This window comes from Rhodococcus sp. MurmanLake-1, from assembly GCF_056945715.1.
The window spans coordinates 26,891-50,131 of the sequence record NZ_JBWZNF010000010.1 but is presented as its reverse complement, the minus strand read 5'-3'; the positions used below and the strand labels follow the sequence as shown (position 1 = coordinate 50,131).

The following is a 23,241-nucleotide window of genomic DNA, read 5'->3' as shown; positions in this document are numbered from 1 at the left end:
CCCGCACCGTGGCGAATGCCGTTGCGCAACTTTGGCGCGCATGTCGGACCTGGACGCACTGCTTGCGCGTCCAGGGTTCCGCGGCGGACTGATCGACACCACACCTGAGGTAGTCGGCAAAATGTTGCCGCTCTTGGACGACGCCGTAGCGATCACCGTTGCAGGTCCGGTGGCTGTCAACGACTCGGGCAAGTACGCCGTTCCAACAGTTCCCGGCGATCCGCTGGTCTGCACGCCGGGACTTGTCTCCCTACGTTTGAACCCTTCTACCCTCGGTTCGGTGGTGACCACTGACGCAGAACAGCACCTGCCCCCGACGCTTCGGATGTTCGATACCCACGGATCGAGTTCACACACTACGTATTTGACCCCGACCTCGGATCGTCTCGCCTTCGAAGCGATGCGAACTGCACCGAGCACTGTGAGGGAAACAAGCCCTCCCGCCCAGACATCGAATACTCCCGCCTTTTGGGCCGAGGCCGATCAGCTGACACAGCTCGACTTCATCCTCGCGGACAGCGGCAGCGAACGTCGTAGCGGCTTGGTCGCTCTGGGTGCCCTCGGCTACCGGAGAATCGATCCTCACCTCATGGCTGCCGGGATGGAGCACCTGTCCTACCATCAACTACCCGTCACGACAGTCGTCGCCGGCAACGGCTGCCTGCAGATTCACCGCGGTCACCTCGACGCCGCAGCCATGTTCGGCGGGACATTGACTCTAGCCTCGGACACCTGCCGAACGATGATCGATCTGAACGGCGTCTCGGAGTGTTGGCTGACCCGCACCCACGGAGTGCACGGTTTGACGACGTCTGTCGAGGTGTACGACTTCCGCCGCAAGTGCGTAGCCGTGTTCACTCAGACTGGCCCAACCGAATCCGCGGTCATGGCCGTATGGGAAGACGTCATGAGTTCCATTTCGGCCGCATCCTGAAGACCGAAGTACGACCCATTCGGGTGTAAGAAATCGGCGCATCGCGATAACTGGACGTGACGACCGAAGCCTAGCCTTGGGTTTCGGTCATTTGTCGTGTCTGCACCCGGACGCTGATTCAAGGAGTTATCCATGCCCCGCCCTCTCGTCGAACCGTCGCTGGTCCCGGCTTTGCGCCCGGCGCTGCCTGCATTGGCCGCCGGGGTGCTCGCGGCGGCAGCGTCAGGGGTCGCGATGCTCGGTGCGCTCTGGAGCGTCGTGCAACTCATCGGTGAACCGTCGATGACTTGGGCCGGGTGGGCATGTGGGCTGTGGCTCACCGGGGTAACGCTCGCGGCCACGTCGTCGTGGCTCTCGCATCACGCCGAGTCGCTCTTCGAGGCCAGGCTTCGACGCCAGCTCGCAGCTCATCTCGTTCGACTGCCCGCAAGCACGCTGTCCCGCTACAGCGGAGACGCACTGAGGAGGCTCGTTTCGGCCGACATCTCGGCGCTGCACCATATGACTGCGCACCTACCGGCCGAGTTCGCCACACTCATCGTGGTCCCGGCGGTCACGATCGCGGTGCTGGTCGCCTCAGCCGGCCCCGTGGCGCTACTCGCTCTGGCTCCCGGCATCGTGGCAGCACTGTTCTACTTGTTCGTGATCCCCAGAATGGCCGCTCGGCACAGCGCCGAAAGTGCGGATGTCATGGGCGACATCGTGACCGCTGTCGACGACTATGCCCGCGGTATCCACGTCTGCCGGATCTACGGCGCGCAGACCGGCGCTGCCGCCGACTATGCAGAATCGACAGCACGGTTCACCCGGGGAATGCAGGAGCGCGTTCGACTCGTGGCTACCCCCGCGGCCGTCGCGGTTGCCCTCATGCAGGCGACGGCGACGTTCGCGATCGCCTATGCCGTCGGATATCGCTGGGATGCAACGACGTTGGCCGCCACTATTCTCTTCAGCCTCGCAATCGTGACACCGGCCCTGCGGCTCGGGCACGGCCTCGACTACGTCACGGCTGGACGCGCTGCTGCAGTCCGGCTCGCCGCTGCCCTGGACGAGCCCACCCTCCCTGCCGGTGAAGCACTCACCGTTCCGGCGTCGAGTCCCTCCGACCGGCTGGAGATCGTCGACCTGACTGTCATGATCGCGGACCGCAGAGTCGTCGACGGCGTCACGCATGCATTCCGCCCAGCCGCGATCACTGCGATCACGGGACCGAGTGGAGCGGGCAAGTCGACGCTCCTGAAAGCACTGGCCGGCTTCGAGATCCCGGAACTCGGTACCGTCCGCTACGCGGGCCAGAGCGTCCTCACGATCGACGAGAACCTGCGGCCACAGTCCATTCTGCTCACACCCCAGGGCGCAGACGTGTTGCCGGCCACGGTGCGCGAGAACATCGCACTGGCCGCCCCCGATACAACGGACGCGGAATACAACGCCGCACTACGCCGGGCACAGATCGACATCAGCCTCGACACCGACGCCACTTCACTCTCCGGCGGAGAACGTCAGCGAGTCGGGCTCGCTCGGGTATTCCTCTCACCCGCAGCAGTACTGCTGCTCGACGAGCCGACCAGTGCGCTCGACGATCGGACAGCGGCCGAACTGCTGAAGGAACTGCGCCACTTCGCGCACGCTGAAGGGAAGACGATCGTGATCGTCACCCACGACCCTGCTCTTGCAGACGACGCCGACGATCGACTCGACCTCGACAGTCCCAACTCGCACAACGCCGCCACGCGTAATGCCGCCCTGACTGGAGCCGAATAATGAACAGCGCCAATGCAGCCCGTCGCCGCTTGATCACCATCGGATTCGGTTGGGTATCCGTTGCTGTCCTCGAGGCGATCGCGTACACCACCCTCGCCCTCTCGATCGCTGATCACCGGTCGCCGGTTCTCGTGCTGGCCACGGCCGCAATCGCTCTCTTCGTGACCGTCCTGGTCTCGCGGGGTGGTTACTTCACCGGGGCTCGACTCGTCGGCGATCTCTACGATGCGCTCGGCGACGCCTTCGCCCGCACCAAGCTGTCGTGGTTCACCGACGACAACCGGGCGCTGCTCGCCACCGTCGCCGGGCGCGGAATCCCGTCACTGATGAGCGTTCCCGCGCACCAACTTCAGACCTTCCTCGTTACGCCGCTGATACCGCTGCTCCTACTTCCTGGAGTCGCGGTCGTCGCGGGGCTAGGCGTCATGCTGCTGGTCGGCGGACTGCTCGCAGTGTCGCTCGCGGCTCAGACGCTCGCCCAACGCGCTCTCAGCCAAGCGGACGCGCGCCGGCACGAGGCCGAACTCGCAGCAACGCAGTCGACTCTCGAGCTCACCGATCATCTCGAATTACTGCGCACGGCAGCCGGTCCCACACGTTCCGTCGAACGTATCGAGAGAAGTTGGCGGGATCAGGAAACCGCGCTTGCACGGACCAATCTCGCCGCGGCACCAGCGACATTCATCTCGGCGATCGCCACTATTGTGCCGCTGGCAGGCGCAGTGATCTTCCTCGCCGCCACCGGATTCGACGATCCCGCAGCCGCTCTAGCGCTCGTCATCCTCACCGCCCGCGCCGCTGCCCCGCTCGACGAACTCGCTCTGGCCGGAATCGGAGTCAATGAACTGCGTGCAACGGTTCGCGATTATCGCGCCGCGACTTCGGCTCCCGCACTACCCGAGCCCGCACCCCAGGACGCCGCTCGCCCTGTTGGAACTGACATCAAGGTCGTCGGAGTGGACCACGCTCCGGTTCTGCGCGGCATCAACGCGGAGATCCCCGCCGGGGAGCGTGTTCTCGTCGCAGGGCGCTCGGGTACGGGGAAGAGCACCCTTCTCGGGCTGCTCATGCGCTTCGACGACCCGGACGAAGGCAGCGTCACTCTCGGCGGAGTTTCATTGCGCGACTTGCCATACGACGACCTGGCTGCTCACATCGGCTACGTGCCACAAGATCCACTCGTGTTCTCGGGCACGCTCGGCGAGAACATCGGACTGGGAAGACCGGGCGCTACCGAAACCCAGATCGAGGACGCCGCAAGGCGCGCTGCCCTCGGCGCCGTTCTCGACCGCTCGACGCTCGGCATTCATCAGGACATCGGTCACCAAGGATCCGCTCTCTCCGGTGGCGAACGTCAGCGGGTGGCGATCGCTCGTGCCTTCCTCAAAGACGCTCCCGTCCTGGTGCTCGACGAGGCTACTTCGGCTCTCGACGAGGGCACCGAGCGCCGCATCGCCGGCGCCGTGCGGGAAGTGGCGGCTACCGTCTTCGTCGTCACCCACCGCGACCCCGCCATCTGGGAGCCCACCCGCACGATCACGCTCTGACATCGCAAGCCCTAGTGCTCGCGTTGCAGTCCTTCTACTTCGGCAGGTGTACGACGGACAACCCTTGCAGGCGATCCAGCAGCAACGACGTGATCGGGAATGTCATGCAAAACCACACTTCCGGCACCGATCACGGCGTTATGACCGATCGAAACTCCTGCACCGACGGTGACGGAGGCACCGAGCCACGTGTTCTCGCCGATGACGATCGGAGCGGCTCGCTCCCATCCCTCGCGGCGCCGTCGATGATCATCGACAGGGTGCAACGCTGTCATCAGCTGGGCTCCAGGCCCGATCCTCACGTCCGCACCGATCGTGATCAGCGCATCATCCATGAAGAACCCGTTCGCGTTGACGAATGCGTTGGCTCCAAGCCGAATGTTGTGTCCGTAGCTGCATTGGAACCGCGGCACCACCAAAGCTCCGTCACCTACCTCACCAAAAAGGCTGGCGAGAGCCCGTGAGCGGACAGCATCGTCGTCCGCCGCAGCCCCATTGAACGAGTCGAGCCGACGCCAACACTCGAGCCGCCGTTCCCGCAGCTCGTCATCATCGAGATACCACTCGCCACGAGCAAGCCGATCCGCCTGTTCTCCCACCCGCGGATCGTCGCACACCGCGCCACCGCACTCCGACTGGGCACACCGCACCCCATCGAGCGCTATAACAGGGCGGCTCCAATGCAGCCCGGACGGCGAACGAGATCGCACACCTTTACCGCCGGACCGATCACCCCAGGTTGCGCGACTTTTTTCGTCCATCGGTGACCCCAACCCGGGATACCTTCTGTTCGAACAACCCGTCGCCACACAATCATGTGGCGACGGGTGGGTGCTTTCCGTTCTCCAGTTGTACGCCTACAGCTTCGCGCTGACGAGCGGCACGATATGTTCAGCCGCCCACATCGTTCCGATCGGACCACCACTCGTGATTGCCCACAGAACGTCGCCGCCGTCGGCGGTGCGAGGAGGCAGGCCAACCCAATGACCGGAGGACACAGCGCCGAGTGCTTGGAAGAGCTTCCCGCCGGTCAGCTTGTCGAAATCCTCTTCGCTGCCTGCGGCACTGCGACCGATCAGCAGGAAATCCGCATCGATGTTCTCGAGAAGTTCCTCTCCGACCGTGCTCTGGGTGACGAACTCCTTCGCACGCGGATTCTCGGCGAAACCAAGCTCACCCAGGAATGTTGCCGGCGCCGAACCTGGCGCTGAAAGATACTGCAGCCCATTGCCGGTGCCGTAGAAGATCGCCCAAGTCGCAGTCAGACCCGCGAGTTGCGGGTTCTCCTCACGCACTTTGGCGAAGTACTGATCATGCTCTGCCACAACCTTTTCAGCCGCATTCGAGAGATCGAGGGTCTCGCCCAGAACACGGATCGACTCCTTCCACGGCACGAGCATCCGCGACTTCGTGTCGGGGCTCGTCACAACCGGTGCGATGGAGGACAAACGCTCGTAGTAGTCGCCCATGGACAAACCACCCAGGCCGTCAGCCCAGCCGACGGCGACGATGAGGTCCGGTTCGCTCGCGGCGATCGCTTCGACGGGAAGTGTTCCGCCCATCGCGAACTCGAAGGTGTCGAGATTCTCTGCGTCGTAAGGCAACAAGTACGACTGGGAAGCCGATTCCTTCACCATCGACGAGGAGAGGACAGGTTTGACGCCGAGCGCGAGGAGCATTTCCGTGTCGACGGCGTTGGGCACGATGGCGGCGATCCGCTCCGGTCGCTTCTCGAGAATACTTGTACCGTATGGCGATTCCAGGGTCAGCGGGTAGGTGGTCGTTCCTTCCGCAGCGGGCAGGGCGTTCCCCTCCGAACCGGGAGAGGATGCCGTTTTCGAGTCTTCGGCCGAGGCCGAGCACCCGGCTACGAGGAGCGCTGCGGCGAGCGCGGCCCCGATCAGTCCGGTGATCCGTGATCGTCTGGTGCGCAGGACTGTCATTTCTGCCTTTCGGTGTTATCGAGCACTTTCGGTGTTGCTGAGGTGAAGGGTGTTGGGTGAGCGATGGAGCCAGGTCAGGAATCTGCCCGAACGGCCCCGCCGCGTTTCCAGTAGCCGGTGAAATCGATGTGGGTCTTCGCAATTCCTCGATCACGAATCAAATGACGCCGAAGCGAGCGAACCGTCGCCTGTTCGCCTGCAAGCCAAGCGAATACGCGTCCGTCAGGCCATTCGGCAGCACTGACCGCGTCGAGCAACAAAGTAGTAGCGCCGGGCTCGACCCCCTCGCGCGGCAACCACGTGACACTCACCCCGGACAACTCGCGCACCGATTGGATGTGAGCCGAGTCCGCAATTTCGACGAACACATGCCCCCTGGCATCGGCGGGCAATTCCTCGAGCAGACGTGCGATCGCCGGCAACGCGGTCTCGTCACCGACGGCCAGCAGATACTCGTAATCTTCCGGGAGTCCCTGCGATACAGAGGGGCCCGCGATGTGCATTCGGTCGCCCGGGCTGGCGTCCCGCGCCCAGGTGGTAGCCACTCCGTCGCCGTGAACAACGAAATCGACGTCGAGTTCCCTTGTTTGCGGATCGTAGCGGCGCACGGTGTATGCGCGGGCAAGCGGACGGCGCCCCGCAGCGAAAGTCACACTGCCGTCGACCATTACCGGCAGGACCGGGTCGGTTTCGCCGGGGTAGGTGAACAGCAACCGGATGTCGTCGTCGAAGCCCGTACTCGCGAAGGCGGGTTCGGCAATTCCGTCGGCGTTGGTGAAGGTGTCGAGTTGGGCTCCGGTGAGCGTCACTCTCCGCATGCCCGGCGTCACCTCTGTCACCCGATGTACCTCGAGTTCACGCAAGGTAACGGGGTACGCCGTTGTCGGACGGGTGTTTCGGGGCACGGAAAGTCTCCTCGGAAGCGCACAGACGGGGGTCCGGCCCACGTTCGATCACGACGGGAGGGCCAATAAATAAAGCTAGCCTGCCCTAATCAGTTAGGGTTATCCGTGCGTGCCGACTTCTTACACTCATCGGTCGGCTGGAAGAGAATGCATCGACGTCGGGAGGGCATCGTGGGACCACGGTTGGTGTTCCCCGCAGGCGAAGTCCCCGAGATCCCCGCTGCTCGGCTCGCCTCGACCGCGAATGAACGCGAGCCACTGCTGTTCTGGGTACATACCGGGCGCGCAGAATTGCAGATCAGCGGCCGTACCCGCAGTGTGACTGCGGGGGCGGCAATCTGGGTACCGGCGGGAATCGCGTACAGCATCCGGGTCGATCCGGGCGCGGTCGCATTTCCCATCCCACTGCCCGCGGCCGACCTGCCGCCCGCGTTGAACCGGGTCATCGACTTCGAGATCCCAGCAGACTGGCAGGACTGGCTCGTCCACCAATTCGCGCACAACTTGGGATTTCTTCGGGGTGAGACGGCAGCGGGAGCCGGACTGATCGAGCTTGTCGCGGGTGTTCACTCCGACGGGGACGACAACTCCCCGTCATACTCGCCACCGCGCTTGCCACGCTCGGCCGAAACCCTCGAGATCGCACGCACGCTGCTGCGGACGCCATCCGACGACACCGAACTTTCCCGGTTCGCCCAGCAACTCAAGATCGGTGTCCGCACCCTGCAGCGCCGATTCACCGAGGAAACGGGATTGTCATTCGTGCGCTGGCGTACTTCGGCCCGGATCGCGGCAGCGACCTCATATCTGGCCGCCGGCCGCGAAATCGGCTGGACGGGTAGCCAGGTCGGATTCGCGACACCCGCGGGCTTCACCCGCGCCTTCCGAGAACACACCGGCATGACACCCACCGATTACGCACGCGCCAACCGGCGCCCGACGCCGCCCCGTGAAGACGAGACCCTGGCACAGGGCGTTGCATTGTTGTCCGAAGAAGGCGCCCGGTCAGGATCGGCACCAGCACCCCCGACGATCCCCGCAAGTGGAACGTGGGCACGGGTCAACGACTTTCACGTCGTTGTCTGGATCTACCGAGGCTCCGCCCGGGTCACTTTCGGCGACCGAACCTGGAATCTGAGACGGGGTGACGCGATGTGGCTTCCCGCTGGAGTGCGCAACAGCGTCGAGATCGCCGAAGGCTCTTTGTTACTCCCCCTCGGATCCCAGCCGGGTGCCTCTCCCGTCACCGCACCGCCCCCACGTGTGCTGCACTTCACGCGCGAAGCGCAGGCGTATCTGCTGCACACGGTGGTCGCCAATTACACCCACCTGCGCCCCGAGATCCACGACCCCGCCCGGATCGCGAGGCTGATTCGAAGTGCCGCGGCAGCACCCCTACCCAGCGGCGATCAGGCCGATCCAGTCGAAACGATCCTTGCCGCACTCCGGAAGAACCCCGCCGATTCGCGCACGCTGCCGGATTGGAGCGCTCGGCTCGGCGTCGACGAGGACATGCTCCTCAAAGACTTCGTAGCGGCCACCGGCCAGAGCTTCCCGCGCTGGCGCGGTCAGTTGCGGATGACCCTCGCCCGCGCTTATCTCGAGGAGGGCCTCTCGGCCGGGGAGGCTGCCCGTCGACTCGGCTACGCGCACGCGTCCGGATTCACCAAGGTCTTCATCGCGGCTCACGGCATGTCGCCCCGGGACTACCAGCGCCGCGGATGGCGAGGAACGGTCGAAGGACTCATCGACCCGTGAACCTCCGTCGGATTCACATCTACCGCTCGTCGCCGCCCTTGGATTCCGGCGACAGGGCCGGGAACCAGATGTCGGTCAGAACCTCGGCCGCCTGCACCCGAGTCACGTCGATCGTCCCCTGCACGGCCCAGCGTGTGAAGAATCGCTCCAGCTGGCTCACGAGCAATTCGACGCGCAACCTCGCCTCGTCATGCTGTTCCACCGGCCACCGACCCAGATACTTGGGCATGGCATTCGGTAGTTCGGTCATACCGTCTCGCGCCGTCTCGCGGAACTCCGGTTCGAGTGCCACGGCCTCGTCCCACGCCGGCAGCAGGCGCTTGTTCTCGTCGAACCAGTCGAAGGCACGCTCCAGCCACGCAGTGAACTCCACGCGAGAGTTCGTGTCGAGGACCCGATCGAGATCGATGTAAAAAGCGAACGCACTCGCCGCCATCCCGGCCGCGCCGATCGTCTTCAGCATCTCCACCTTGCTGGCGAAATGCACGTAGAACGTGGCTCTACTGCATCCGACGACCGAGGAGATGTCGTCGACCGTGACAGCCGCGTATCCCCGTTCCTCGAACAGAGTGCGTGCGGCGTCCACGAGTTTGGCCCGCGTCGCTCGTTTCTGCTCGTCGCGAAGGGTTCCCCGCCTGTTCTTCGGGCCATCGGTAGTCGTGCTCACGTCGCCCACCTTGCTCGCATTTCGACTTCCTGGCAAATCACCGACTCACCGTCACCAAAAAACATTGCGTCATTCATTGACACATCGTCAGCGAATGGCGCACTATGACTCAAGTCACTTCTCGGGCTTCGATTCTTCTTCGCGCACGCCCGAGACAGAACAGAAAGCGATGGCGAATGAGCCCCTCCCCCTTGCCGAGCGTCTGCATCATCGGCGCCGGGCCTACCGGAATCACGACGGCCAAGCGAATGAAGGAATTCGGAATACCCTTCGACTGCTACGAAGCGTCCGACGAGGTCGGCGGAAACTGGTACTACAAGAACCCCAACGGAATGTCGGCCTGCTACCAGAGCCTGCATATCGACACGTCGAAGTGGCGCTTGGCATTCGAGGACTTCCCGGTCTCTGCCGACCTTCCCGATTTCCCCCACCATTCCGAACTCTTCCAGTACTTCAAGGACTACGTCGAGCATTTCGGCCTGCGTGAGTCGATCATCTTCAACACCAGTGTTGTTGCCGCAGAGCGTGATGCAAACGGACTGTGGACTATCACGCGCTCGGACGGCGAAGTCCGTACCTACGACGTCCTGATGGTCTGCAATGGTCACCACTGGGATCCCAACATCCCGGATTACCCAGGCGAGTTCGACGGCGTCCTCATGCACAGCCACAGCTACAACGACCCGTTCGATCCGATCGACATGCGCGGCAAGAAAGTAGTCGTGGTCGGAATGGGGAACTCCGGCTTGGACATTGCTTCCGAACTGGGGCAGAGATACCTCGCCGACAAGCTCATCGTCTCGGCGCGCCGCGGCGTGTGGGTGTTGCCGAAATACCTGGGCGGCGTGCCGGGAGACAAACTGATCACCCCGCCCTGGATGCCTCGGGGGCTGCGCCTGTTCCTGAGTCGTCGATTCCTCGGCAAGAACCTGGGAACCATGGAGGGCTACGGACTACCCAAGCCAGATCACCGCCCCTTCGAGGCACATCCGTCAGCCAGTGGCGAGTTCTTGGGACGCGCCGGGTCCGGCGACATCACCTTCAAGCCGGCGATCACCAAACTCGACGGAAAGCAGGTTCATTTCGCCGACGGCACCGCCGAGGACGTCGACGTGGTCGTCTGCGCCACCGGCTACAACATCAGCTTCCCCTTCTTCGACGACCCGAACCTGCTGCCGGACAAAGACAACCGATTCCCACTCTTCAAACGCATGATGAAGCCCGGAATCGACAACCTCTTCTTCATGGGACTCGCTCAGCCCATGCCGACGCTCGTAAACTTCGCCGAGCAGCAGAGCAAGCTCGTCGCGGCCTACCTCACCGGTAAATACCAGCTGCCGTCCGCGAACGAGATGCAGGAGATCACCAAGGCCGACGAGGCGTACTTCCTCGCCCCCTATTACAAGTCACCGCGCCACACCATTCAGCTCGAGTTCGACCCGTACGTCCGCAACATGAACAAGGAAATTGCCAAGGGCACCAAGCGTGCCGCGGCCTCGGGGAACAAACTACCTGTTGCGGCGCGTGCAGCAGCACACGAACTCGAGAAGGCGGATCGCGCATGAGCACGGTGAACGGTCACTGCAACAACGAGTTCGAAGCCGTCCGCACCGCCTTCGAGGCGCAACTCGAATCCGGTGAGGAGTTGGGTGGCTCCATCGCCATCACCGTCGACGGAGAAGCCGTAGTAGACATCTGGGGCGGATACGCCGACGAATCCCGTACCACTCCTTGGGGCCCGGACACCATCGTCAACACCTTCTCCATCACCAAGACCATGACGGCTCTGTGTGCGCTCCTGCTGGTCGAACGCGGCCAATTGGACGTGTACCAGAAGGTTGCTCACTACTGGCCCGAATTTGCGGTAAACGGCAAGGAGGACATCGAAGTTCGCCACCTCCTGTCGCATACGTCTGGCGTCTCCGGTTGGGAGCGCCGGATCGAACTGACGGACATCTACGACCTCGAGACGTCCACCGCTCGCCTCGCTACCCAGAAGCCTTGGTGGACCCCGGGTACGGCGTCGGGCTATCACGCGATCAACTACGGCCATCTCGTCGGTGAGGTCATTCGTCGCATCGACGGTCGGACCCTCGGCAGGTTCTTTGCCGAAGAGCTTGCCGGTCCACTGGGAGCCGACTTCCACATCGGCACGTCCGCAGAGCATTTCGGTCGAATAGCCACCATGGTTCCGCCGCCCGCGTTGGAGTTCGACCTGTCCACGCTCGACCAGGACAGCATCTTCATCAAGACCCTGACCTGCCCACTGCTCGACTACCCCGAGGTCAACACCGCGCCCTGGCGGGAGGCCGAGATCGGCGCAGTCAACGGCCACGGTAACGCACGTTCTATCGCTCGGGTTCAATCCGTGATCTCGAACGGTGGTGTGCTCGACGGCCAGAAGCTGCTCTCGCAGAGCACCATCGACCTGATCTTCGAGATCCAAGCCGACGGTATCGACCTCGGGATCATGACTCCGCTCAAGTTCGGCATCGGATACGGACTGCCGCACCCGGATACCGCACCCCTGGTTCCCGACGGACGCGCCTGCTGGTGGGCCGGTATCGGCGGCTCGATGCTGGTCAACGATCTGGACCGTCGGATGACTTTCGCCTACGTCATGAACAAGATGGCACCGGGTCTGATCGGATCCGACCGCAGCAACGCGTACCTCAGCGCCGCGTACAACTCCGAGATCAGCGAGGCCAGTTCATGAAGGCAGCTCAGCTCATGGGGCCTGGTCTCCTCGAGATCAACGACGTGCCGATCCCCGAGATCAGTCCATCGGAACTGCTGATTCGGGTGGGCGCAGCGGGAATCTGCCACTCCGATCTGCACCTCCTGCACTTTCCGTACAAGATGCGCGAAGAACCGCTGACCATCGGCCACGAAATTGCCGGAACGATCGAAGCCGTCGGGAGTGGCGTCGACGGCCGTTCCGTCGGAGAGCGTGGCGTCGTCTACCTCTGTTGGTCGTGTGGCCAGTGCCGAGAATGCATGAGCGGCAACGAGAACATGTGCCTCGCCGCTGGACGCACCGCGATGCCGCCCTGCCCCGGGCTCGGTCCCGAAGGCGGAATGGCCGAGTACGTCAAGATCCCGGCTCGCTCCTTCGTACCCATCGGAGACCTCGACTTCCTGCAGGCCGCACCACTCGCCGATGCAGCACTGACGAGCTACCACGCCATTCGCGGCGCACGAGAACATCTCCAGCCCGGTGCCACCGCCGTCGTGATCGGCGTCGGCGGACTCGGTCACGTTGCAGTACAGATACTTCGGGCAATCAGTGCCGTGCGCATCATCGCCGTCGACGTCGGACAGGATCAACTCGATCTCGCCAAACGTTGCGGCGCCGACATCACGCTCGAATCGGGACCGGACACCGCGCAGCACATCCTCGACCTCACGTCGGCCAGAGGCGCAGAAGTCATCTTCGACTTCGTCGGTATCGACGCAACTGCACAGATGTCCGTTCAAGCGGTTGCGCCGAACGGCGCGTATCGCATGGTAGGTCTCGGAGGCGGAAACCCCGGAATCACTGCCGAAGCTGCCGGCGGACCTGGCTGGCCGTGGGGCGCATCGGTCCGGAAGTCCTATGGCGGCACCAGAAACGACCTCGTCGATTCCATCGCCCTGGCACAGGCCGGTCTGGTAACGGTAGAAGTAGCCCGCTTCGACCTCGCTGATGCCCGCGACGCACTCGACCGTCTCGAACACGGCAAGGTCACCGGACGCGCAGTGCTCGTACCCTAATCTTCGAAAGGCACTTCACGTGACTACTTCCGCTGATACACAAGCATTCATCGCGTCCGTCATGGCTGGGCTGACCGGCCCTGGTGGTCCTTTCGAGATGCAAGTCGAGGATGTACTCGGCAGCTCGATGCCCGTCATGAAGAACCGTGACAAGGCACTCGGCGACGTGCTCGCTGCATCCTTCGATTACGGATCACGCGACTACCTGGTGACCAAGGACCGACGCTTCAGCTACCTCGAGCACGGCGAGGCCGTAGCAGCATTGGCCACTGCGCTGCGCGAGCGTTACGGCGTTCGCAAGGGCGATCGGGTGGGCATCCTCGCCGCCAATACGCCGGAATGGGTGATGACCTTCTGGGCGGCTCAGTCGCTTGGCGCCATCGCCGTCGGGTTCAACTCGTGGTGGGTGGCCCGTGAAGTGCAATACGGCATCGATCACACCACTCCCACCGTGGTGATCGCCGACGCCAAACGCGCACAAGTTCTTTCCGAAGTGAACACCGATGTTCCCGTGCTCACGATGGAAGAAGATCTACCGGCCTTGATGGAGAAGTATTCGGGTTCGGCACTGCCCAGCACGTCCGTCGACGAGGACGATCCGGCCGTCATTCTTTACACGAGCGGAACCAGCGGCCGCCCCAAGGGAGCTGTTCACACTCATCGAAACGTGTTGGCCGTCATCGACTACCACCGCTACAGCGATCGCCTCGCTGCGGCGTTCACCGGCCGACCCAGTGACGGCCGACCCAGTGACTTGCGGTATCTGCTGACCGCGCCGCTGTTTCACATTGCAAGCCTGCATAACCTGGCGATCCCACGACTCGCGACGGGCGGAGCCGTGGTCATCCATCAGGGCGCCTTCGACGTCGACGAAGTCCTTTCCCTTGTCGAACGCGAGAAGGTCACCAACTGGGCGGTGGTCCCCACCATGGCAACCCGTCTCCTCGAACATGGCAGATTCGAGAAGTACGACCTGACCTCACTGAGCGCCTTTGCACTCGCGTCTGCGCCGTCATCTCCGGCCTTGCAGGACCGCCTGCGCGCACGACTGCCTTTTGCGCAGCACACCTTGGTCGACAGTTACGGGCTCACCGAATCCTCCACCGGCATTTCGGTTGCCACGCCACCAGAACTCGCCGCGTTCCCCGGAACTCTCGGACGGCCCATCATCGGTGTGAGTGTGGAGGTCCGTGATCCATTCGGTGTTGCGGTTCCCGACGGCGAGGAGGGCGAAATCTGCGCTCGCAGTCCGTATGTGATGTCGGGATACTGGAACGACGAGACTGCAACTGCTGCCGCCATCGGTCCCGACCGATGGCTCCGAACCGGCGACTTCGGAGTTCTCGAAGACGGCCGACTCCGCCTGACGGGCCGCCGGTCCGATCTGATCCTGCGCGGCGGCGAGAACGTCTACCCTCTCGAAATCGAGCAGACTATCGACGAGCATCCCGCGGTACTCGAATGCGCTGTGATCGGCATTGATTCGGCAGACCTCGGCCAAGAAGTGGCGGCCGTTGTCGTTCTTCGCAGCGAGCGAGCGGCGACCGAAGAAGAACTACGCGACTATGTCGCCGAACGACTGGCCTACTTCAAGGTGCCGGTGAAGTGGAAACTGAGCACAACTCCTCTGCCTCGCAATGCAACCGGGAAGACGATACGCGCAAAGGTGGCTATCTCATGACCTACGACGCCGTGATCAACAACGGTCTGTGGTTCGACGGCACCGGGGCGAAACCAGCTGTCCGCAATCTGGGTATCAGCGGCGGGCTGGTCACTGCCATCTCCCTCGATCCACTCGACGAAACCGACTGTCCCCGTGTCATCGACGCGCGGCGCAAGTGGGTGATCCCGGGCATCGTGGACATCCACACTCACTACGACGTCGAGATCCTCGAAGGCCCGGCGCTGAGCGAATCTCTCAGACACGGGGTCACGTCGATCTTTGTCGGATCGTGTTCCCTGTCCACCATTCACGCCAGCCCGTCGGACGCCGGCGACCTTTTCGGCCGCGTCGAAGCTATTCCACGCAAGCACGTCGTCGAAGCACTCACGCGGGCCAAGACCTGGAACTCCGCGAGAGAGTATGTTGCTGCGCTCGAGGCGCTTCCGCTAGGTCCCAACATTGCAGCCTTCATCGGACACTCCGACATGCGAGCCGCCGAGATGGGACTGGATCGTGCTACCCGGAAGGACGTGCACCCCACCGACACCGAACTCGCGTCGATGGAAGCACAGTTGACCGAAGCTCTCGACGCAGGATTCGTCGGGATGTCCAGTCAGCAATTGTTGTTCGACAAACTCGACGGTGAGACCTGCCGCTCACGCACGCTGCCGTCGACGTATGCAACCACGAAAGAACGACGCCGACTCAATGCGATCCTGCGCCGCCGAGGACGGGTATTTCAGGCCGGACCTGACCTCTCCAACCCGATGAGTACCGGAGCTATGGCGTTCTCCAGCGCGGGTATCTGGCGTAAGCGACTCAAGACGAGCATGCTTTCGGCGGCCGACATCAAGTCCAACAAGTTGGCCGTGGTGATCCTCGGCCCACTGGCACACTTGGTCAATCGACTCGGCGGCGACCTGCGCTGGCAGCACCTGCCAGTTCCCTTCGAGGTATATGCCGACGGCATCGACCTGGTTGTCTTCGAGGAGTTCGGATCCGGCGCTGCAGCACTGCATCTGACCGACGAGATGGAACGCAACGTCCTGATGCAGAGTGAGAAGTACCGTCGACAGTTCCGCAAGGACTACGATCAAAAATTCGGCGTCAAAGTCTGGCACCGCGACTTCTTCGACGCCGAAATCGTTTCCTGCCCCGATGGATCCCTTGTCGGCAAGAGCTTCGGGCAGGTCGGCGTCGAACGAGGCGGCCTCCACCCTGTCGATGCATTCCTGGATCTGGTCCTCGAACACGGCACGAAAGTGCGTTGGCGCACAACCATCTCGAACCACCGGCCGGAGATTCTGGACAAGTTCGCCCAGGACAACGGCGTCCAACTCGGGTTCTCCGACGCCGGAGCGCATTTGCGCAACATGGCGTTCTACAACTTCGGCTTACGACTACTACGACGTGTCTACGATGCCCAAAAGGTCGGCCGTCCCTTCATGACCGTCGAGGCAGCGGTGCATCGCCTCACCGGCGAACTCGCCGAGTGGTACGACGTCGATGCCGGGCACCTTCGATTAGGTGACCGCGCCGATCTGGTTGTGATCGATCCCGCCCATCTCGACGATTCACTCGAGACGTACGCCGAAAGTCCGGTCGCGGAGTACGACAACCTCTCCCGCATGGTCAATCGCAACGATCAGACCGTCACCGCAGTGTTCGTCGGCGGCGAGTACGTCTTCGGCGACGGAGAAGCAGCACCCGTTCTCGGCAACCGCCGAACCGGAAAGTTCTTGAAAGCAGGTGCCCATTAACACGTCCAGATTTGCCGGCAAAACCGCGGTTGTCACCGGCGCAGCATCAGGTATCGGTGCAGCCATCGCACTACGACTTATCGGCGAAGGCGCACAGGTAGCCGGAATAGACATCGATGCAGAGGGTTTGAAGGAGATAGCCTCCCAGCACAGCGCGTCTTTCCTCGCCGTTCCCGCTGACGTCACCAAGGAATCCGATGTTGCCGAGGCTATTGCCGCTGCGGCAGCGGAATTCGGCGGTATCGATCTGGCTTTCAACGTTGCCGGGGCGTCGCGGGTGGGGCAGATCGTCGACCTCGACGAGGCCGACTGGGACTTCACCATCGACCTGGTGCAGAAGGGCGTCTTCCTCTGCACCAAACATGAAGCGCGGCATATCCGAGAGCATGGTCGCGGTGGTGCGATAGTCAACGTGTCCTCATTGAACGCGCACGTGCCGAGCCCCTACGGGAGCGCGTACGCGACAGGCAAAGCCGGGGTCGAGATGTTCAGCAAGAATGCCGCGATCGAACTCGCTGCGTCGGGGATCCGGGTCAATGCCGTTCTACCCGGCCTGGTCGACACGCCACTGGTCGCGCCGGTCATGAACTACGAACCCGCCCGCGACATGTTTCTCAGCCGAATCCCCATGTCCCGAGCGGCAACTCCCGACGAGATCGCGGGCCCCTGCCTCTATCTCGCCAGCGACGACGCCTCGTACATCACCGGAACCAGTCTGGTCGTCGACGGCGGCTGGGAGGTCTCGAACTACCCGGATCTGACGACGCTGGGCAACTAGGTTCAGTTGCCGGGCAACACACATTGAGTGTCGAGGCCGAGGACGTGGTTGAGCCGGCCGAAAGCCAACCACGATCCGAGGCACATGCTCAACTCGACGATTTCTCGCTGGGAGTAGTGAGCTGTCATGCGTTCCCAGAACTCGTCGTCGAGCCCGTGGTGGTCGAGGGCGTATCTCTCGGCGTATTCGGCAGCGAGGCGTGTCCTGTCGTCGAAGGCATCTGTGGTGCGCCAGTCGGTGACAGCCTGATCGAATGTCGACTCCACAGTCTCGCCGTCACGCTCGGTGCGCCAGTCCTGACAGAAGATGCACCCGTTGATCTGAGCGATCCGAAGCCTGGCCGCCTCGAACTCGCGGAGTCCGAGAGTGCCGTCCGTGTAAACCTTTTGGGAGAACCCGGCGGCCGCGGGCCCGATGCCGGGGACCATCTCTCCCCACACGTAGCCGATCGGGTTCTTACCTTCGGGTATGTCGATATTCATGTGAGTACCTCCGAGTTTCGGGCACCGAGCTTGCCGACGCCGGGTGTGAGCGGAACGTCCAGCGCGTCGTAGAGGCCGGGTTCGGCCTGACGTAGCCACGGAATTGCGTTGACGAGACGTCCTACGGCCGTGGCATTTCCACCGGCCGCGCGGTTTCCACCTTCATCGGTGGCTTCGACGTTGATCTCGATTCGTGGTCGCCCTTCGACGATCACCTTGTGCGCGCCGTCGCCTCCGTCGGGCGGGAGCGGCCAGTCGCGGGCACAGGACGGATGAATACGCGTGACGTGTTCGATCACGATCAAGGGTTCCCCGCCGACGATTCCCTGAACCTCGAATCGCAGTGCGCCTTGGGTGCCGGCCGCGAACTCCCCCATATGTTCGGTCGACACGGTTTCCTCGAGCGGGCGGCGCAGCAAGGTCTCGCGGATCTCGTCGAGTTCCACCCCGAGCGCTCGGGCGATGAGTCGAATCTGCCCGCCCCAGACCATGGTGGGAACACTGGGCCCGACCATCGGAGGTTCGTAGTCCATCGGCTGACCCATCCCGATCAGGTAGCGGACAGAATCCGGCTGTTCGTAGGTCGTGTAGTCGAAGATTTCCTGACACCGGATCTGGTCGATTGTCCCCGCGAGCCCGCTGACGAGAATCGGCAGGATGTCGTTGCCCCAACCTGGGTCGATACCGGAGACGAACAGAGCGCCGCCGCCCGCCTTGGCAGCAGCTTCAACGGGATCACGAAGTTCGGGAGGCGCAGATTTCGGGTCGTACAGCGCATATACCGACGGCGTGACCACTACAGCTCCGGCGGCCAGCGCCCGCGTGATGTCGGCAACCGCGTCGTCGGGCCGAATGTCGCCGGACGCCGCGTAGACCACCGCGCCGGGGGACGCTGCGAGCACGGCATCGGCGTCGTCGGTAGCCGCGACGCCCAGGTGCACTCCCAGATCCGCGAGGTCACCGGCGTCTCGCCCGACCTTTGCAGGGTTGGCAACGATGACGCCGACAAGTTCGAGGGCAGGATTGGCTGTCACAGCGCGAATCGATGCACGCCCGACGTTGCCGGTACCCCACACGACAGTCGGAATCTTGGACTCGGCTTCATTCGAAACTGCACCCATCAATCGGACATTACCCAGCTCAGCGCGTCAGGTCAGCAGAACTGCAAGAATTCGTTTCACTTCATCCGGTCAAAAATGCCATTGCCTGCGCAGTCAGTGCACCGTCACCCCGCCTCCGGTACGTCTCGGCGGGTCGGCCGTTACCTGGCCTGCTCATCTCGCCGGTACTTTCGAGCGCGTCGAACACCTGCCGGCGGAAGCTGTCCTTCTGGAACGGACGATCGAAGATCACCTCGTACAGTCCCCGAAGTTCGGCGACGGTGAACGTCCCGCCCGACAATCCGTCCGGATCCACGTACGACGCATACCTCGTGCGTAGGTCCGTGACCGCGAGTCGCACCATGTCGGCGTGATCGAATGCGAGTCCGCTCACTGCCTCGTCGTCGTACACATCGACGAGAAGCGCCGAATCGGGCAGCGCCGATTCCGGTAGGCAAGCCGTGTGTGCGACCGACAAAACCCATCCACGGTCGTCGCGGTCCGGTCGGTCGAAGATCGCCAACTGGTGAAAGCTCGTCTGGGCCAACTCGGCCTTGACCGACAGGGCACGATCGGCTGCGGCCGTGAGCAATTCGCGTTCGTGCAGAAACGTTCCCGGTAGCGCCAGCGCACCGAGACGGTGCCGAACCACCAGAACTTTCAGAGATCCACCGCTGTACGTCAGCACCGCGACGTCCACTGCCACAGACGGACGCGGATAGTCCGTCAATCCCTTGCCACTCGTGTCTGTCCATTTATTCACCCTTGCATGTTATCTCAAACATGATCTATAGTTAGCGCAAAGTTGATCAAACGATCATCGCGAACCGAAGAGGTGGCTATGAAACTCACCGCACAGCAGTCCGATCGAGCGGCCGGCGTTCTGCTCGGCACCGCAGCAGGAGACGCACTCGGCGCCGGCTACGAATTCACCTACCCGAAGGCCGAGGTCACGATCGACATGATCGGTGGCGGCCCGTTCGACTGGGCGCCGGGAGAATGGACCGACGACACCTCGATGGCAGTTGCGATCGCCGAGGTGGCCGCGACCGGAATCGACATCGGAAGCTCTGACGGCCTCGATGCCATTGCAGCACAGTTCATCCGGTGGTACGACTCGAAGCCCGCGGACATCGGCAACCAGACGCGAGCAGTGTTGTCCGTCCGCTCCGAAAGCGCAGCGGCGATGGCGGATCGTGCGCGGGCGATCAGCGGCCGCAAGGCCGGCAACGGCTCGCTCATGCGGACTGCTCCCGTCGCCCTCTCCTACTTGGACGATGCAGAAGGTGCCAGGTCGGCAGCGCACCGGATCAGTTCACTCACGCACGACGACCCGCGTGCCGGACAGGCGTGCGAGTTGTGGACCCATGCCATCCGCCATGCCGTTGTCGCCGGCAACTTCGACGGTGTTCGCAGCTTCCTCTCCGTTGCCGATCAGGACGTCGCCGAATACTGGGGCCCGCTGCTCGATCAGGCCGAAACCGGGAACCCGCAGGACTTCTCCAAGAACGGTTGGGTGGTGCATGCACTTCAGACTGCTTGGTGGGCCATCACTTCCACGGACAATGCCGACGCTCGCCACCTCCAGTACGCATTGGAAGCAGCCGTACGAGCCGGCGGGGACACCGACACGACGGCGGCCATCGCGGGTGGCCTTCTCGGCGCCCGTTGGGGAGCGTCGGCGATTCCCGCCCGCTGGCGCCGAATCATGCACGGCTGGCCGGGATACCGTTCCTCCGATCTGGTTCGCCTGGCGATCAAGACTGCTCGCGGCGGTACCGACGACAAGAACGGATGGCCGTCGACGGCAGAACTCGATTACTCGAAATTCCGCGGAACCCACCACCTGACCACGCATCCGCATGACGACGGCGTGATGCTCGGCGGCGTCGATGCAGTGTCCACTGCGGACTACGACGCCGTGGTCAGCCTGTGCCGCATGGGAACACGGCGGGTCAGCTCCGATCACGTCGAGTTCTGGTTGGTCGATGACGGTCACGATTCCAACGCCAACCTCGAGTTCGTTCTCGACGACGCAGCGCGCACCGTCCAGGCGTTGCGGGCCGAGGGAAAGCGCGTACTCCTTCATTGCGTTCAGGCGCACAGTCGCACACCGTCGGTTGCGGCGCGATACTCGATGTTGATCGGACGTGATCCCTACGACGTACGCTCGGCTATGCCGTGGGCTCGCCCGAAGCGTGAACTCTGGAACACGGCAGTCGGAAACACAGCCGTCGGAAACACAGGAGGATCCATGCCCGCTATTACCGTCGTCGAAGGTGACATCACGACGCTGACCGTCGACGCCATCGTCAATGCGGCCAACTCCAGGCTCCTCGGCGGTGGCGGTGTCGACGGCGCGATCCACCGAGCCGGAGGACCGGAGATCCTGAAGGCCTGCGAGGTATTGCGCAACACCAGCCTTCCCGACGGCCTCCCGGTGGGTGCGGCCGTGGCCACCACCGCGGGAAAGCTCCACGCCAAGGCCGTGATTCACACCGTCGGCCCGAGGTATTCGCGCTCCGAGGACCGATCCGGATTGCTTCGGTCGGCGTACACCCGCAGTCTCGCCGTTGCCGACTCGATCGGCGCACGAACCGTCGCCTTTCCGTTGATCTCGGCAGGGGTTTACGGCTGGCCGAAGGAAGATGCGGTCCGACAGGCCGTTTCAGCGATTCGCGCGGCGAAGACCGAGGTCGAGACGGTCACACTGGTCGCATTCAACAAGGAGACGGCAGAACTGATGCGCCGCGCGATCGCCTGACCGTTTACCGGGCCCACTTCACGCCACGTCAAAGCAGTGCAGAGCGGTCAGAGAAGTGGAGAAATTTCGCCGGTTGGACGTTTGTCCAACAATTTGTCCGAATCGCATATTTCGCGGCTCGCTCTGTGTTCTACTCCTCTCCAGGGTTTGAGCTGGTGGTGAGCAAACGACGAAGACGTATTCGCTTCTCTGTCAGCTCGAGGCCGGTTCCCGGACCCGGCTTCAAGCCGAGAGCTCGATCTTTTCGAGCGCTACTCAAGGAGAATGTGAATGGTGTCGACGTTGATGCGCCGAGGAGTAGGGGTGGCCGCATCCTTGACCGGATGCGTTGCCCTGGTCGTCGGCGGAGCGGGAGTTTCATCCGCCGCTGATGTGAACCTTCCGTTCACGGCATCGTGTCACGGGTGGCAGTTCCCCGGTCCGATCACACACAACGAGACGCGTGATTCCGGCGTCACGATCAGTGCCCCGACCGTGGTTCCGCCGAACTCGACCTTCACCTACCGACTCGCCCCCAAGCCGATGACGGTGCCCAATGACGGCTACGACCTCAGGTCCGTCGTGAACTGGACGCGTCTCAAGTTCGATTTCGACATCCCTGCAGGCACCTCCTACGTGGGGGCGCAGATCGTGGCCGGCACCAGCTCGAATCTGGGTGGGGTCGCCCCGACGATCACGCGGGTGAACGATGCCGGTTCACCCGATCCGAATGGGACGCATCTTCGTATCTCCGGCAACAACATCACGGCGGGCAACGGACCCAACACCGACGACAACGGCGGCGGCGGAATCGAGGTCGGTGGAGGAAAGACGTTCCAGCTCCCGGCAGTCGACGTCACCGTCACGTCAGGGGCTGTGGGAACCCAGATCAAGCCCATGCTCCGCGTTTCCGACACCAACTCCGGTTCCTACGACAGTGCCGCCAACTACCTGACTTTCCTGCAACAGGAGACACTGCTCGGTGGCGTCAAATACTGGCTGACCACCAATTGCTCACCACGCGACAATCGTTCGGCCGGATTGAACGCAGGCGGCCAGCCGCTCGCCGTGATCAATGTCGACTCCAGCCTCGCTCAGACACAGACGCGAATCGACGCACCCGGTAAAGCTGTCGTCGGTGACTCCGTGGAGCTGACGGCAACGGTCACTCCGTGGCCGTCGGGAGGAACAGTGCAGTTCCGTGACGGAGGGGTCGACCTCGGCGCTCCGGTGGCCGTCGTCAACGGCGTCGCGAAGGCCAACCGCACGATGACAACAGCGGGCGACCACAACATCACGGCGTACTACACGGGATCTGCCGGTTTCATGGAATCGATGTCGGGCGCCGTGACGATCAACGTGGTCGAACCGTCCGAGCCCGAGCCTGGCACCGGTAGCCTCGGCAGCCTTGGTACCCCCGGATTCGGGTCGTGAAAACTGTGAA

The 23,241-nt window shown here is 63.1% G+C and carries 19 protein-coding genes; 12 read left to right on the top strand and 7 right to left on the bottom strand.

Annotated elements, in window-relative coordinates:
* Nucleotides 1–40: 40 nt before the first annotated feature.
* From AC2ETI_RS24440 to AC2ETI_RS24430, 3 genes are all read left to right on the top strand, one after another.
* Nucleotides 41–934 (top strand): ChuX/HutX family heme-like substrate-binding protein, encoded by an 894-nt coding sequence (locus AC2ETI_RS24440; protein WP_483634518.1) that lies wholly within the window; start codon nucleotides 41–43, stop codon nucleotides 932–934.
* 132 nt (nucleotides 935–1,066) lie between these two features.
* Nucleotides 1,067–2,698, top strand: coding sequence for an ATP-binding cassette domain-containing protein (locus tag AC2ETI_RS24435; RefSeq protein WP_483634517.1), 1,632 nt, complete (start codon nucleotides 1,067–1,069; stop codon nucleotides 2,696–2,698).
* Complete coding sequence (locus AC2ETI_RS24430; RefSeq protein WP_483634516.1) at nucleotides 2,698–4,245, top strand: ABC transporter ATP-binding protein; 1,548 nt, start codon at nucleotides 2,698–2,700, stop codon at nucleotides 4,243–4,245. Before AC2ETI_RS24435 ends, AC2ETI_RS24430 begins: the two co-directional genes overlap by 1 nt.
* An 11-nt stretch (nucleotides 4,246–4,256) precedes the next feature.
* On the opposite strand, the gene AC2ETI_RS24425 is transcribed toward AC2ETI_RS24430, so the two are convergent.
* The 3 genes from AC2ETI_RS24425 to AC2ETI_RS24415 form a co-directional block, all read right to left on the bottom strand.
* Nucleotides 4,257–4,844, bottom strand: a complete 588-nt coding sequence (locus AC2ETI_RS24425) for a sugar O-acetyltransferase (RefSeq protein ID WP_037137108.1) — start codon at nucleotides 4,842–4,844, stop codon at nucleotides 4,257–4,259.
* A 258-nt stretch (nucleotides 4,845–5,102) separates the two neighbouring features.
* On the bottom strand, nucleotides 5,103–6,188 hold the full coding sequence (locus AC2ETI_RS24420) for an ABC transporter substrate-binding protein (RefSeq protein WP_483634515.1): 1,086 nt from the start codon (nucleotides 6,186–6,188) through the stop codon (nucleotides 5,103–5,105).
* A 74-nt stretch (nucleotides 6,189–6,262) separates the two neighbouring features.
* A complete protein-coding gene (locus AC2ETI_RS24415) occupies nucleotides 6,263–7,093 on the bottom strand; it encodes a siderophore-interacting protein (RefSeq protein WP_020971219.1) in 831 nt (276 codons plus the stop codon).
* Nucleotides 7,094–7,264: 171 nt separating this feature from the next.
* Here AC2ETI_RS24415 and AC2ETI_RS24410 point away from each other — a divergent pair, with 171 nt between their 5' ends.
* Complete coding sequence (locus AC2ETI_RS24410; RefSeq protein ID WP_483634514.1) at nucleotides 7,265–8,851, top strand: helix-turn-helix domain-containing protein; 1,587 nt, start codon at nucleotides 7,265–7,267, stop codon at nucleotides 8,849–8,851.
* A gap of 19 nt (nucleotides 8,852–8,870) precedes the next feature.
* On the opposite strand, the gene AC2ETI_RS24405 is transcribed toward AC2ETI_RS24410, so the two are convergent.
* Entirely contained in the window at nucleotides 8,871–9,527 is a 657-nt protein-coding gene (locus AC2ETI_RS24405) for a TetR/AcrR family transcriptional regulator (RefSeq protein ID WP_019745884.1), read from the bottom strand.
* Between the two features lie 167 nt (nucleotides 9,528–9,694).
* Between AC2ETI_RS24405 and AC2ETI_RS24400 the strand changes: the two genes are divergently transcribed.
* The 6 genes from AC2ETI_RS24400 to AC2ETI_RS24375 are packed head-to-tail and all read left to right on the top strand — an operon-like array spanning nucleotide 9,695 to nucleotide 17,472.
* Entirely contained in the window at nucleotides 9,695–11,083 is a 1,389-nt protein-coding gene (locus AC2ETI_RS24400) for a flavin-containing monooxygenase (RefSeq protein ID WP_175470368.1), read from the top strand.
* Nucleotides 11,080–12,234 (top strand): serine hydrolase domain-containing protein, encoded by a 1,155-nt coding sequence (locus AC2ETI_RS24395; RefSeq protein ID WP_483634513.1) that lies wholly within the window; start codon nucleotides 11,080–11,082, stop codon nucleotides 12,232–12,234. The genes AC2ETI_RS24400 and AC2ETI_RS24395 overlap by 4 nt, the downstream gene beginning before the upstream one ends.
* A complete protein-coding gene (locus tag AC2ETI_RS24390; protein WP_046379541.1) occupies nucleotides 12,231–13,271 on the top strand; it encodes an NAD(P)-dependent alcohol dehydrogenase in 1,041 nt (346 codons plus the stop codon). Before AC2ETI_RS24395 ends, AC2ETI_RS24390 begins: the two co-directional genes overlap by 4 nt.
* 19 nt (nucleotides 13,272–13,290) lie before the next feature.
* Nucleotides 13,291–14,952 (top strand): steroid-24-oyl-CoA synthetase, encoded by a 1,662-nt coding sequence (casG, locus tag AC2ETI_RS24385; protein ID WP_483634512.1) that lies wholly within the window; start codon nucleotides 13,291–13,293, stop codon nucleotides 14,950–14,952.
* Nucleotides 14,949–16,694, top strand: coding sequence for an N-acyl-D-amino-acid deacylase family protein (locus AC2ETI_RS24380; RefSeq protein WP_483634511.1), 1,746 nt, complete (start codon nucleotides 14,949–14,951; stop codon nucleotides 16,692–16,694). The genes casG and AC2ETI_RS24380 overlap by 4 nt, the downstream gene beginning before the upstream one ends.
* Nucleotides 16,684–17,472: an SDR family NAD(P)-dependent oxidoreductase gene (locus AC2ETI_RS24375; RefSeq protein ID WP_020971227.1), complete on the top strand. Its 789-nt coding sequence runs from the start codon at nucleotides 16,684–16,686 to the stop codon at nucleotides 17,470–17,472. The genes AC2ETI_RS24380 and AC2ETI_RS24375 overlap by 11 nt, the downstream gene beginning before the upstream one ends.
* A gap of 2 nt (nucleotides 17,473–17,474) precedes the next feature.
* Here AC2ETI_RS24375 and AC2ETI_RS24370 read toward each other — a convergent pair whose 3' ends face one another.
* From AC2ETI_RS24370 to AC2ETI_RS24360, 3 genes are all read right to left on the bottom strand, one after another.
* On the bottom strand, nucleotides 17,475–17,954 hold the full coding sequence (locus AC2ETI_RS24370) for a carboxymuconolactone decarboxylase family protein (protein ID WP_019745891.1): 480 nt from the start codon (nucleotides 17,952–17,954) through the stop codon (nucleotides 17,475–17,477).
* Nucleotides 17,951–19,075 (bottom strand): NAD(P)H-dependent amine dehydrogenase family protein, encoded by a 1,125-nt coding sequence (locus tag AC2ETI_RS24365; protein ID WP_483634510.1) that lies wholly within the window; start codon nucleotides 19,073–19,075, stop codon nucleotides 17,951–17,953. The genes AC2ETI_RS24370 and AC2ETI_RS24365 overlap by 4 nt, the downstream gene beginning before the upstream one ends.
* Nucleotides 19,076–19,136: 61 nt before the next feature.
* The gene (locus tag AC2ETI_RS24360) at nucleotides 19,137–19,817 is read right to left on the bottom strand and encodes an NUDIX hydrolase (protein WP_003943269.1); all 681 of its coding nucleotides are present in this window, start codon (nucleotides 19,815–19,817) and stop codon (nucleotides 19,137–19,139) included.
* Between the two features lie 78 nt (nucleotides 19,818–19,895).
* Here AC2ETI_RS24360 and AC2ETI_RS24355 point away from each other — a divergent pair, with 78 nt between their 5' ends.
* Nucleotides 19,896–21,818 (top strand): O-acetyl-ADP-ribose deacetylase, encoded by a 1,923-nt coding sequence (locus AC2ETI_RS24355; protein ID WP_483634509.1) that lies wholly within the window; start codon nucleotides 19,896–19,898, stop codon nucleotides 21,816–21,818.
* 270 nt (nucleotides 21,819–22,088) lie between these two features.
* Complete coding sequence (locus AC2ETI_RS24350; protein ID WP_020909591.1) at nucleotides 22,089–23,231, top strand: Ig-like domain-containing protein; 1,143 nt, start codon at nucleotides 22,089–22,091, stop codon at nucleotides 23,229–23,231.
* Nucleotides 23,232–23,241: the final 10 nt, after the last annotated feature.